At 61.9% G+C, this 10,917-nt stretch carries 14 protein-coding genes; 8 read left to right on the forward strand and 6 right to left on the reverse strand.

The window, feature by feature from the left end; genetic code table 11:
* Positions 1-72: 72 nt before the first annotated feature.
* Positions 73-864, reverse strand: coding sequence for an enoyl-CoA hydratase/isomerase family protein (locus ACIQ2A_RS23805; RefSeq protein ID WP_398484138.1), 792 nt, complete (start codon positions 862-864; stop codon positions 73-75).
* Positions 865-1,067: 203 nt separating this feature from the next.
* Here ACIQ2A_RS23805 and ACIQ2A_RS23810 point away from each other — a divergent pair, with 203 nt between their 5' ends.
* The 4 genes from ACIQ2A_RS23810 (at position 1,068) to ACIQ2A_RS23825 (ending at position 3,721) form a co-directional block, all read left to right on the forward strand.
* A complete protein-coding gene (locus tag ACIQ2A_RS23810; RefSeq protein ID WP_398484112.1) occupies positions 1,068-1,733 on the forward strand; it encodes a Crp/Fnr family transcriptional regulator in 666 nt (221 codons plus the stop codon).
* Between the two features lie 15 nt (positions 1,734-1,748).
* On the forward strand, positions 1,749-2,594 hold the full coding sequence (locus ACIQ2A_RS23815; RefSeq protein ID WP_398484115.1) for a DUF6537 domain-containing protein: 846 nt from the start codon (positions 1,749-1,751) through the stop codon (positions 2,592-2,594).
* 167 nt (positions 2,595-2,761) lie between these two features.
* Positions 2,762-3,151, forward strand: coding sequence for a DUF3307 domain-containing protein (locus ACIQ2A_RS23820; protein WP_398484140.1), 390 nt, complete (start codon positions 2,762-2,764; stop codon positions 3,149-3,151).
* A gap of 156 nt (positions 3,152-3,307) precedes the next feature.
* Positions 3,308-3,721 carry a hypothetical protein gene (locus ACIQ2A_RS23825; protein WP_398484117.1) on the forward strand — a complete coding sequence of 138 codons (414 nt, stop codon included), beginning with the start codon at positions 3,308-3,310 and terminating at the stop codon, positions 3,719-3,721.
* Between the two features lies 1 nt (position 3,722).
* Here the strand turns inward: ACIQ2A_RS23825 and ACIQ2A_RS23830 are convergent, their stop codons facing one another.
* Together ACIQ2A_RS23830 and ACIQ2A_RS23835 are read right to left on the reverse strand one after the other, a co-directional pair.
* Positions 3,723-4,052 carry a YkgJ family cysteine cluster protein gene (locus tag ACIQ2A_RS23830; RefSeq protein ID WP_398484119.1) on the reverse strand — a complete coding sequence of 110 codons (330 nt, stop codon included), beginning with the start codon at positions 4,050-4,052 and terminating at the stop codon, positions 3,723-3,725.
* Positions 4,053-4,093: 41 nt separating this feature from the next.
* A complete protein-coding gene (locus tag ACIQ2A_RS23835; RefSeq protein ID WP_398484121.1) occupies positions 4,094-4,792 on the reverse strand; it encodes a helix-turn-helix transcriptional regulator in 699 nt (232 codons plus the stop codon).
* A gap of 88 nt (positions 4,793-4,880) precedes the next feature.
* Here ACIQ2A_RS23835 and ACIQ2A_RS23840 point away from each other — a divergent pair, with 88 nt between their 5' ends.
* Both ACIQ2A_RS23840 and ACIQ2A_RS23845 read left to right on the forward strand, forming a co-directional pair.
* The gene (locus ACIQ2A_RS23840; protein ID WP_398484123.1) at positions 4,881-5,072 is read left to right on the forward strand and encodes a hypothetical protein; all 192 of its coding nucleotides are present in this window, start codon (positions 4,881-4,883) and stop codon (positions 5,070-5,072) included.
* Positions 5,073-5,129: 57 nt separating this feature from the next.
* Positions 5,130-5,858, forward strand: a complete 729-nt coding sequence (locus ACIQ2A_RS23845) for a glutathione S-transferase family protein (protein ID WP_398484125.1) — start codon at positions 5,130-5,132, stop codon at positions 5,856-5,858.
* A 71-nt stretch (positions 5,859-5,929) separates the two neighbouring features.
* Here ACIQ2A_RS23845 and ACIQ2A_RS23850 read toward each other — a convergent pair whose 3' ends face one another.
* Entirely contained in the window at positions 5,930-6,568 is a 639-nt protein-coding gene (locus ACIQ2A_RS23850) for a pyridoxamine 5'-phosphate oxidase family protein (RefSeq protein ID WP_398484127.1), read from the reverse strand.
* A 235-nt stretch (positions 6,569-6,803) separates the two neighbouring features.
* Here ACIQ2A_RS23850 and ACIQ2A_RS23855 point away from each other — a divergent pair, with 235 nt between their 5' ends.
* On the forward strand, positions 6,804-7,715 hold the full coding sequence (locus ACIQ2A_RS23855; RefSeq protein WP_398484129.1) for a LysR family transcriptional regulator: 912 nt from the start codon (positions 6,804-6,806) through the stop codon (positions 7,713-7,715).
* A gap of 101 nt (positions 7,716-7,816) precedes the next feature.
* On the opposite strand, the gene ACIQ2A_RS23860 is transcribed toward ACIQ2A_RS23855, so the two are convergent.
* Together ACIQ2A_RS23860 and pobA are read right to left on the reverse strand one after the other, a co-directional pair.
* Complete coding sequence (locus tag ACIQ2A_RS23860) at positions 7,817-8,230, reverse strand: PaaI family thioesterase (protein WP_398484131.1); 414 nt, start codon at positions 8,228-8,230, stop codon at positions 7,817-7,819.
* A gap of 223 nt (positions 8,231-8,453) precedes the next feature.
* On the reverse strand, positions 8,454-9,626 hold the full coding sequence (gene pobA, locus ACIQ2A_RS23865) for a 4-hydroxybenzoate 3-monooxygenase (RefSeq protein WP_398484133.1): 1,173 nt from the start codon (positions 9,624-9,626) through the stop codon (positions 8,454-8,456).
* Between the two features lie 205 nt (positions 9,627-9,831).
* Here pobA and ACIQ2A_RS23870 point away from each other — a divergent pair, with 205 nt between their 5' ends.
* Positions 9,832-10,848, forward strand: a complete 1,017-nt coding sequence (locus ACIQ2A_RS23870) for a TRAP transporter substrate-binding protein (RefSeq protein WP_398484136.1) — start codon at positions 9,832-9,834, stop codon at positions 10,846-10,848.
* The last annotated feature ends 69 nt before the right edge of the window (positions 10,849-10,917 follow it).

Consider the following 10,917-nt stretch of genomic DNA (forward strand, 5'->3'; position numbering starts at 1 on the left):
CTCCCGGCTTGCTTCGCAATCCGACCTCTCCCCACCGGGGAGAGGTAACCGAGCGTCGCTGCGCACTCTCAGTTAGAACCTCGGCGCCCGCTTCTCCTTGAACGCCGTTGTCCCTTCCTTGATCTCATCCCCGCGCATGCTGTCCCGCGCGCGCTTGTCCGCAGCGTCCTCGTCCAGCTCGCCGCGGGCGAATTCGTTGATCGCCTGTTTCATCCCACGCATGGCCTTTGGCGCATTGCCGGACAATACCGTTGCGAGCTTGTCTACCTCGCCATCCAGCGCCCGCGTGGTCGCGATCGCCGTCAGATAGCCAATCCGCAGCATCTCATGCGCATCGATCTTCTCCGCGGTCAGGAACAGACGTTTGGCATTGTCCACGCCGAGCCGGCTCACATAGCGTTTGATGCCGCCTTTGTAATAATGCAGCCCGAGCCTTGCTGCCGGCATGAACATCTCGGCCATGTCCACCCCGATACGGAAGTCGCAGGCCAGCGCCAGGTCCGTGGAGCCGCCATAGACGCCGCCGTTCAGCCGGCAGATGGTCGGTACGCCGAGGTCTTCCAGCCGGTTGGCGACGGCCTCGAAGGCTGAGCCGGATGAGCCATCGGCGGGCGTGCTCGCCGCCCGGGCCGCAATCGCCGTCAGGTCGAAGCCGGCGCTGAAAGCACGGCCGGTGCCGGTCAGTACCAGCACCCGGACGGCCGGATTCGTCTCGACCCGGTCGAAATGAGCCATCAGCGTGTCCAGATCGGCCTGCGACAGCCGGTTCAGCTTGGCAGGGCGGTTGAGGCGTATGGTGGCGCGAGGGCCGTCGATGGTGAGGATTGGGGCCGAATTATCGGGGGTGTCTGTCGTTTCCGACATGTTGTTCTCCTTTGCAGCTGGCCGACGGTGCCCGTGCGCCCCGGGCGCGTCAATCGCCATGCCTGATCGGCGCATTTTCAGAAGTTGCAGGGCAGGCTATGATGACCCCATAGGTTCTATTGCGGCTCGCGCGCTTCCGGTCATTGATTTTTCATATGGACGGGACACATAGCGGGCGCACTCTCTGAAACCGGTTCGCGCCCATGGATATGTCCTATCTCCATCATTTCGGCAGTGCCGCCGCCACGATCTTCGTGGTGGCAACGGCCACCATGCGGACGATGATCCCACTGCGGGTGTTCGGCATCATGGCCAATCTGCTGCTGATCGCGATCTCGATCCCGACCCATAATTATCCGACGCTGGTGCTGCATGCAGTGTTGCTGCCGGTGAATATCTGGCGCTTGCGCCAGATGCTGCAGCTGGTGCGCGACGTGAAGAAGTCCGTGAATTCGGACCTATCGATGGAGTGGCTGAAGCCGTTCATGACCAAGCAGAAATGCAAGGCGGGCGAAGTCCTGTTCTACAAGGACGAGAAGGCCGACCGGATGTTCTACATCGTCTCCGGCCGCTATCGCCTCGTGGAGTCCGGCATCGAACTGCCGGTCGGTGCCATCGTTGGCGAGCTGGGCATGCTGTCGCCGCTCGGCGAGCGCACGCAGACGCTGGAATGTATCGAGGCCGGCCTGGTGCTGAGCGTCACTTATGCGCAAGTGGAAGAACTCTACGTCCAGAATCCCGAATTCGGATTCTTTTTCCTGCGGCTTGCCAGTGCGCGGCTGTTCGAGAATATCGGCACGCTGGAAGCACGGCTGTCGCAGCGCGATGTGCCGATGCCTGTGCCAGTGGCGGCAGCGCAGGCCGTTTAACAGTCAGGGATCGTCGTGGTCGGCTTCACCAATGTCATCCGCTCGACCATCCGCGAGATCGCGGGGATCAACGATGTCGCTGCGGTAGAGTATCCGGTCGGGCTTCCGGCAGCGGTGCAGCCAATCGCACAGGATGCTGTTGCACTTTTGATCGACTATCAGAGCGAAGCCTATGCACAGCTCTATTGCGATCGCCTCCGCCGATTCATCGGCAAGCGCGGTGTCGATGACGATTTGTTCGTCGAGATCGCGCAATTGCTCGTTTCACGCATGGGCTATCTCGATCCGATCCGCATCGCGCAATTGAAGCTGCAGGAGCCCGTGACGCCGGGCCGCAAGTCCTTGGTGGACAAGCGGCGCTTCCGCCTGGACGAACTCGTGTCGTCGCTTCCCGATATCGTTGGCAAGCCCGCCATGCGGCTGCTGGAGCGCATCTATTGCGCGCATCGCACGATGCAGATCCGCTTCAGCAAGGCGAGCATTGTCGGCATCAAACGCCTCGAATTCGAGGCTTGGCTGCGGCATTGGCGCCGCCTGTCGACGCGCTACGAGCAGGAGCGCGTCTGGGTCGAGCGCTGGCTGCATATGATCGACCGCGCGTTGACCAAACGGCCTGATGCGGTGATTGCGGTGGTGCGTTCGGCCACCATGATCGAAGGCTATGGCACCGGCTATCGCCATGGGATGGCGGCCTGGCACCAGATCATCGACGGCCTCGCAAAACCGAGCTTCGACGGCCTGCTCGATATCGCTGATCTCAGTGGCGCCATCGAGCGCGCCCGCACGGTGCCGCGCGATCCCAAGGGGGAGCAATTGCGGAAGGCGATCGGCGAGTTACGCGGCCATGTGCTGGCGCATTGATATGCGGAGCGCATTGACGGCGTGGCAAAAGGCGCAACACGATGCAGTGAATTTACCGGTTCCGCGGCGTGCATTCCCGGCGCCGGGATGTCATAAATGGGGCGAGCGACGGTCGGCCGAGAGGTCGCCCGTTGTGACTGCAAAAAGGGGCCAGCGTGTTTCCTGCAATGTCGTCGTCGATTGCTCTGGGCGGGCTTGTCGGCTGGATGCTCGCGCTCACGGTCAAGCACGTGATCGCGGACTTCATGCTGCAAAATGCCTGGCTCGCAATGGGCAAGGATCAGAAGACCGGCTGGGCGCTGCCGCTGCTCATTCATTGCGCGATTCATGGCGTGCTCACGACCGCCATCATTGCCGCTGTTCAGCCAAAGCTCTGGTTTCTCGGGCTGGTCGATTTCGCGATCCACATCATGATCGATCGCGCCAAGGGATGGACGGTGGCGCATTACGGCGTCACGCAGGCCTCGCGCTGGTTCTGGTGGCTGATCGGAATCGACCAGGCTTTGCACCATCTGACCGGCTTTTTTCTCGCCATTTATGTCGTTGCAAACAGCTGAATCGTCGAAAGTCTTGCGGCGAGCTTGTGTCAGGCTTGCGGCGGCCGCTGCCATATTTACCACTGTTGCGCAAGAGTCGCACCCGGCCGTTAAGCCTATTGGTTAACCGCACGTTAGCAAATTGAACCGCATCCTCGCTATCGAGGAGAACAACCCATGTGGTCCAGCCGTCAAGCTTTTGAGAACGATCGTTGCCCCGTCAGTGATGATCTGCTCGGTGCGATGTATCGTGCGAATGAAAATGGCCTGCCCCATCTCGTTGCCAGCGTGCCTTCGGAAGTGCGCGCGATGCTGGCGCTGTTCTGCTATCGCCGCAATCACATGCATGCGCTTGCGATCTCCATCGCATCGAGCTGCAACGAGCGCGAGCTGATCGAGCATGGCGGCCGCGTCGGTTCCACGCTTTATGCGCTGGCCAACGAAGCGCCTGCGGTGCGCAGCGTGTCGGTGTCGGCCTATAGCAGCCGCAAGGCGATCACGCTCTCGACCAAGCCGCTATCGACGCTGGCGCCGATGGATGATGATCTCGACGACGAGATCGAGACCGAACGCGATCGCGTCATCGCTTAAGTTACCAGTCCGGGGCTGCCAGGATCGGTAGTCCGTGGCGGCGCCGTGCCATGGCGCATTCGGGATCGCCGGGCATGCAGGTCCGGCAGACATCGGGCCGGATCTCATAGATCCCGCAGGCGACGAATTCGCCAACCTTGCCCGTCAGCGCGCTGCAGCGATCGCCATCGCAGCGCATGCCTGACTGCCGCTCATTCACGAATTTCTCCGGGATCAGATCGAGCTCCGCATCATCCTCGATGGTGAAGCGCGGCCAGTTGCTCGAATAGGAGCAGCAGGCGCCGCAGGCCTGACACGGGCTGTCTTCAGCGATGGGAGCGGTGGTCGTCATGGCGCGCGGTTTAGCGCGATCGGCAGCAGGTGGCCAGCCGATCACGCATCCGTCGGCGGTTCCCAAGCCAGCGTCTTGCGCCAGCGGCTGCGCAGCACTTCGCGCCTTTCCGGGTATTTTTCGTCGAGATATTCGGTTGTCACCGCGCGGTCGGTGCGAAAACTGCGGAAATCGCCGCGGAGCTCGCACCAGGCCGCGAGCAGGCGCACGGCTTCGAGATAGCCGACGGCGATCGGCCAGATGATGCGCTCGCTGGCGCGGCCGGATTCGTCGCGGTAGCAGAGCCGCACTTTCTTGCCGGCATGAATATGCGCGCGCATCTGCACCATATCGAGCGCATCCGGGATGCCGATGAAATTCGGTCGGGCACGGCTGGCCGGCTCCAGTACAAAGGGCCGAAGTTTTTCCGGAACGGTGTCGGCAATCTTGGCGATCAGGTCCTTCGCCGCTGTGGCGAGCGCCGGATCGGCATGGCCCATCACCCATTGCGCGCCGAGCACGGCGGCTTCGATCTCGTCAGGTGTCAGCATCAGAGGCGGCATGTCGAACCCACTCTCGAGAATGTAGCCCATGCCGGCCTCGCCTCGAATCGGCACGCGCTGGCCCATCAGGGTCGCGATATCGCGATAGATGGTGCGTTTGGACGTCTCCAGTTCGGTGGCAATCGCGTCCGCCGTCAGTGGCTTTCGCGTCCGCCGTAGCACCTGGATGATTTGGAACAGGCGATCCGCACGTCTCATTGCATCCTCGTCGCATGATGCTGACAGCATGTTGTCAGCAGGGGTCCGTCATACAGGAGCCAACCCTGAACACGGAAGGATTCCTGCGATGAACGCATTCGAAAGCCTGGGCTGTCCCCAAGACGACCGGCTCTGGCATCTGCGCGCCTGGCTGCTGGAGCGCGCGATTATCCTCATGGCCGGCGACTGGCGCTGGGCACTGTTCGGACTCGCCTGCCGGATGATGTCCGCCGGGCTGGCGCATGCGCGCCTGTGGCTCGTGTCCACCATGCGCTGCTGACACCACGGTGGCAGCAGCGTCCCTCTACAACGTCATCATCATCATCGGGAGAACGACATGATTACGCTTCACGGCGGCGGCGCAGGCTTCGGCCTGCCGGAAGTCAGCCCCTTCGTCACCAAGACCGAGGTCCAGCTCAAAATGGCCGGGCTCGCCTATCGCAAGCAGCCGTCAAAGCCGATGGCGTCACCGAAGGGACAAATGCCCTTTATCGAGGACGGTGCCGAGACCATTGCCGATTCAAGTTTCATCCGTGCGCATATCGAGAGCCAGCACGGAATCGATTTTGATGAAGGGCTCGATCTCTCTCAACGCGCGCAGGCCTGGGCCATGGAGCGGATGATCGAACATCATGTTTATTTCGCACTGGTCGGCGCCCGCTGGCTGAATGACGAGAATTTTGCGAAAGGCCCGGCGCAATTCTTCGACGATCTTCCAGCAGCGCAGCGCGATGGTGTACGCGCGGCCGTCCGCGAGCAGGTGAGGCATAATTATCTGGTCAGCGGTCTCGGCCGGCATTCGCCGGATGAGGCGCTCGAACTCGCCGGCCGCTCGCTGATGGCGCTGTCGCTGCTGCTGGCGGACAAGCCCTATCTGATGGGCGAACGTCCATGCGGCGCCGATGCAACAGCCTTCGCGGTATTGGCCGGCATCATGACGCCGTATTTCGATTCACCGCTGCGGCAGCGGTTGATGCAGTTCGGCAATCTCACGGCCTATGTGGATCGCATGATGGCGCGTTTCTATCCAGAGCATGATTGGCAGCGCCACGCCGAGGCGGCGTGATCACCTCCAACTGTCATCGCCCCGCTTGACGGGGCGATCCAGTACACGCTGCTGCTTGCGAGTTTACTGGGTCACCCGGTCAAGCCGGGTGACGACAAAGTTTGTTTGAGGCTAGCCAATTCAGCCTCCAACTCCGCGATCCTTGCATCGCGCTGGGCGACCGCCTGCGCCACATCCGCCGCATCGAATTTCTGCGGAATGTGCTGCGGGCAATTGGTGTCCCAAGCAGACACAGTGAACAGGATCACTTGTTCAGGCCGCGCGCGATAGCCTTTCGGCATCATCGAGTCGATCAGCGCCTTGTCGTCCTCGATCACCTTTGCGGTGCCCCAGATCTTCACACGGCGACGATGGACATAGTCCATGATGAAGATATTGGCCTTGGGATTCTCCGTCAGATTTCCCTGCGTAATATATTGCCGGTTGCCGCTGAAATCGGCGAAGGCGATCGTGTTCTTGTCGAGCACCTTGATAAAACCCTTCGGGCCGCCACGATGCTGCATATAGGGCTGGCCGTCGGCGCTCGCCGTCGCCAGATAGAAGCTGTTGGTGTGGGCGAGGAATTCCGCGAGATTGTCGTCGATCTCGGTCTGCCAGCCGCCGCTCTCTTCCACATGTGCGTAGGATTTGCGCGAGCCCTTGCGGGCCTGGATCGCCTTGACGGCAGGCGAGAAGGCGATGTCGCTGGAATAAACATGGGTGTCGGACATCTGAGCCACCTTTCTGTTTCCTGCCCAATATGGCCTTCGGCCATGCCAGCAACAATTATCGCGATTGACACTTCATTGTTGCGGATATTGAAATAGTGGTAGCCGATCCACTCAGCCCCTCATGGTGAGGAGGCGCGAAGCGCCGTCTCGAACCATGAGCTGGCGTGGCTCCGAGTGTGTGGCCATCCTTCGAGACGCCGCTGCGCGGCTCCTCAGGATGAGGGGAGAGCTTGTAGTGGACCGCATCGAAGCCATGACGGCCTTTGTCACGGTGGCCGACCTGCAGGGCTTTGCGCCCGCAGCGCGCCGCCTCGGCATTTCCGCATCCGCCGTCACGCGGCTGGTCGCATCGCTGGAAGAGCGGCTGGGCGCCCGGCTGCTGCAACGGACCACGCGGTCGGTGACGCTGACCGATGTCGGTGCGCGTTATCTCGAACGGGCGCGGCGCATCCTGGCCGACCTCGAGGAAGCCGATGGCGCGGCCCAGGCCGAGCAGGCGCAGCCCAGCGGGCGGCTGGTGGTCGCCGCTCCCGTGGGCTTCGGGCGGCTGCATGTGACGCCGCTGATGTCGGCCTATCTGCAGCGCTATCCCGACGTGTCGGGCGAGCTCCGGCTCAATGATCGCATGGTCAATCTGGTGGAAGAGGGTGTCGATGTCGCTGTTCGGGTCGGCGATCTCGCCGATTCCAGCCTGGTGGCGCGGCAGGTCGGCGATATGCGGCGCATTGTTGTGGCCTCGCCGGACTATCTCAAGCGCCGCGGCGAGCCGAAGACACCGGAGGCGGTTGCCGAGCATGATACGATCCAGTTCGGTGCGGCCGTTGTCTCGCCGGAATGGAAATTCGCGCGGGACGGGCAGGATCTGCGCATCCCGTACACGCCGCGCTTCATCTGCAATGTCGCGGATGCTGCCATCTGGCATGCGGCGCAAGGCGGCGGGCTGACGCGGGTGCTGGCCTATCAGGCAGCGGAGGCGCTGGCGGCGGGGAAGCTGAAAGTGGTGCTGGCGGCATTCGAGCAGCCAGCAATTCCGATTCATGTCGTCTATCCCACCTCGCGCCTGCTATCGACAAAGGTGCGGGCGTTCATCGATCTGGCGGTGGAGACGACGGATTGGCGGTTTGGTGAGAAGCGTAGGATGGGTTGAGCGAAGGCGCGAAGCGCCGGAGCGATAACCCATCGGCGGAGCCTGCCGCGTGGTTGGAATGATGGGTTTTCGCTGCGCTCAACCCATCCTACGGCAGCGAGTCATTCCTTTTTCGTCACAACGCTGAATGTCCCATTCGCCCGTGCGCATGGCACGCCGTCGGCTGTGATCAGCGCCTGCGCGAAACACAGACGGCTGCCGGTTTTCACCACATCGGTCACGATCTCCAGCCATTGGCCAATTTTTGCGGGGCCAAGAAAATCAGCGGAGAGGTTCACCGTGACCAGCCGCGTGCCGCCGCCGGCGACATGGCCGCAGCTCAGGCCCATGGCGTTGTCGGCGAGCGCCGTGATGAGGCCGCCATGCGCCATGCCACGCGAATTGGTGTGCGGCTCGGCGATGCGCAGGCCAAGGATGACGGCGGTGTCGGTGGTCTTCGAATAGATCGGCTCCCACGGTGAGGTGAGCGGGCTCTTGCGGAAATGGGGCGCGAAGCCTTCGGGGATTTCGGTCATGCGCGCATTTGAAACGAAAAGCGGAGCGAGTGACAGGCCAACAAAGTTTCAAACGGAGCGCGAGCGGCGTTTAAAACTGGCGGGATGAGGGCGGAATAGCCCCCCGTCTGTCATCACCCGCGAAAGCGGGTGATCCAGTCAACACGGACCAATCGTTTCACGACGTCGGCGGAGTTTACTGGGTCACCCGGTCAGGCCGGGTGACGACAAAAGAGTGAGACGCTCAATACGGCAGCCCGACGTAATTCTCCGCCAGCGACGCCCGCGCCACATCCGAATGCACGACGTAATCCAGCTCGGCCTGCTGCAGCTTGGTGCCGAAGCCGTCCGTATCGGGGAAACGATGCATCATGGATGTCATCCACCACGAGAAGCGCACGGCTTTCCACACGCGCTTGAGCGCGGTGACCGAATAGTTGTCGAGGCCCGCGGATGACTTCTCGTCATAATATTCGCGCAGCGCCATCGACAGATAATGCACGTCCGAGGCCGCGAGATTGAGACCCTTGGCGCCGGTAGGTGGCACGATATGGGCAGCGTCGCCGGCGAGAAACAACTTGCCGAAGCGCATCGGCTCCGCGACAAAACTACGCAGCGGCGCGATGCTCTTTTCCAGCGACGGGCCGGTGATCAGGCTTTCGGCAGCTTCCGGATCGAGACGGCGGCGCAGCTCGTCCCAGAACATGTCGTCGGTCCAGGTCTCGACCTTCTCGTCGAGGGAGCACTGCACATAATAGCGGCTGCGGGTCGGGGAGCGCATCGAGCACAAAGCAAAGCCGCGGGCGTGATTAGTGTAGATCAGCTCCGGCGACACCGGCGGCGTATCCGAGAGCAAGCCCAGCCAGCCGAACGGATAGACGCGCTCATAGGCATGCACCGCGGAGGCGGGGATTGCCTGCCGGCTGGCGCCGTGAAAACCGTCGCAGCCGGCGATAAAATCACACAGCAATTCATAGGTGACGCCGTCTTTTTCGTAGCGGACGCGCGGCCTGTCGCTGTCGAAATCATGCAGGCGGACATTATCGGCGTCGTAAATGGTCTTGAGGCCGGCTCTGGCGCGCGCATCCATCAGGTCGCGCGTGACTTCGGTCTGGCCATAGACGGTGACGGTCTTGCCGCCGGAGGCTGCCTTGAGGTCGATGCGATGGCGGGTGCCGCCGAACAACAGTTCGATGCCGTCATGGATCAGGCCTTCGTGGTGCAGGCGCTCGGTGATCCCCAGCGTCTCCAGCAGGCCGACGGTGCCCTGTTCGAGCACGCCTGCGCGGATCCGCGCCAGCACATAGTCGCGATCCTTGCGTTCCAGGATGACGTTGTCGATGCCATAGGAGTGCAACAGCTGCCCGAGCAGCATGCCCGCCGGACCGGCACCGATGATCGCAACTTTCGTGCGCACGACTTACTCCCGTCATTGATATTGACTCAGTCTCAAGGCTCAGTTGACAAGTCAAGCGCCGTGGCGAGACTGACATCCGTCAAGCTTGCAATGATCGTTATAAGATATAACAATATCCGCCAAGGGCCATTCAAGGTCCGGTGAATAGTCCGAGAGGACAGGGTTCAGTGGAAAAATCCACGAACGCACAGAGGGAGAGACGTCGATGAGGAAGACGCTGATGGCGTTGCTCGCGGCCGGCTGCATGTTGCCGATCGCCGCGCAGGCACAGGACAAGACCGTCAATCTGAAAGTATCGCTGTGGGTGCCCCCGGCGCATCCGCTGGTGCCCGCGACGCAGGCCTGGGCTGCCGATATCGAGAAGGCGTCGGGCGGCAGCATCAAGCTGTCGGTGTTCCCCTCGGAGCAGCTCGGCAAGGCGTTCGATCATTACGACATGGCGCGCGATGGCATCGCGGATGTCACTTACGTCAATCCCGGCTACCAGCCGGGCCGCTTCCCGATCGCCGCCGCCGGCCAGCTTCCCTTCGTGTTCAACGAGGGCAAGAAGGGCACGCAGGCGTTCAACGAGTGGTACCAGAAATACGCCAAGACGGAGATGAAGGACACCAAGCTGTGCTTCGCCTTCATTCACGCGCCCGGTTCTGTTCACAGCAAGAAGAAGATCGTGGTGCCCGACGATCTCAAGGGCGTGAAGGTGCGCCCGGCGCAGAGCACGATCGGCGAAATGGTCAAGCTATTCGGCGGCACCAATGTGCAGGCGTCCGCGCCAGAATCGCGCGATGCGATCGAGCGCGGCGTGGCCGATGCGATCTTCTTCCCGTGGGGGTCGATCTTCCTGTTCGGCATCGACAAGGTGGTGAAGTATCACATCGACGCGCCGCTCTATTCGACGGTGTTCACCTACAACATCAATCTCGCCAAATATAATTCCATGTCGCCTGGGCAGAAGAAGATCATCGACGATCACTGCTCGCCGGAATGGGCGGCCAAGGTGACAGATCCGTGGGTGGACTATGAATTCGCGGGCATCGCCAAGATGAAGGCACTGCCGGATCATGAGGTCTATCCGCTGACGCCGGAGCAGCTCGCCACCTGGAAGAAGGGCGTCGAGCCGCTGCATGCCGCGTGGGCGGCGGCGGTAAAGAAAGCCGGCGGCGACGCGGATGCCATCGATGCGGAGCTGAAGGCCTCGCTGAAGAAGCATAATGCCGGGCTGTAGTTTTTAACCTCTCCCCGCTTGCGGGGAGAGGTCGCCTGTAACATGCGAAGCATGTGAAGGCGGGTGAGG

It is taken from the genome of Tardiphaga sp., from assembly GCF_044336785.1.
Taxonomy (GTDB): domain Bacteria; phylum Pseudomonadota; class Alphaproteobacteria; order Rhizobiales; family Xanthobacteraceae; genus Tardiphaga.

Coding starts and splice junctions, on each gene's coding strand:
- ACIQ2A_RS23805 (WP_398484138.1), bottom strand. CDS start 864: ATGTCGGAAACGACAGACACCCCCGATAATTCGGCCCCAATCCTCACC.
- ACIQ2A_RS23810 (WP_398484112.1), top strand. CDS start 1,068: ATGGATATGTCCTATCTCCATCATTTCGGCAGTGCCGCCGCCACGATC.
- ACIQ2A_RS23820 (WP_398484140.1), top strand. CDS start 2,762: ATGTCGTCGTCGATTGCTCTGGGCGGGCTTGTCGGCTGGATGCTCGCG.
- ACIQ2A_RS23825 (WP_398484117.1), top strand. CDS start 3,308: ATGTGGTCCAGCCGTCAAGCTTTTGAGAACGATCGTTGCCCCGTCAGT.
- ACIQ2A_RS23830 (WP_398484119.1), bottom strand. CDS start 4,052: ATGACGACCACCGCTCCCATCGCTGAAGACAGCCCGTGTCAGGCCTGC.
- ACIQ2A_RS23835 (WP_398484121.1), bottom strand. CDS start 4,792: ATGAGACGTGCGGATCGCCTGTTCCAAATCATCCAGGTGCTACGGCGG.
- ACIQ2A_RS23840 (WP_398484123.1), top strand. CDS start 4,881: ATGAACGCATTCGAAAGCCTGGGCTGTCCCCAAGACGACCGGCTCTGG.
- ACIQ2A_RS23845 (WP_398484125.1), top strand. CDS start 5,130: ATGATTACGCTTCACGGCGGCGGCGCAGGCTTCGGCCTGCCGGAAGTC.
- ACIQ2A_RS23850 (WP_398484127.1), bottom strand. CDS start 6,568: ATGTCCGACACCCATGTTTATTCCAGCGACATCGCCTTCTCGCCTGCC.
- ACIQ2A_RS23860 (WP_398484131.1), bottom strand. CDS start 8,230: ATGACCGAAATCCCCGAAGGCTTCGCGCCCCATTTCCGCAAGAGCCCG.
- ACIQ2A_RS23870 (WP_398484136.1), top strand. CDS start 9,832: ATGAGGAAGACGCTGATGGCGTTGCTCGCGGCCGGCTGCATGTTGCCG.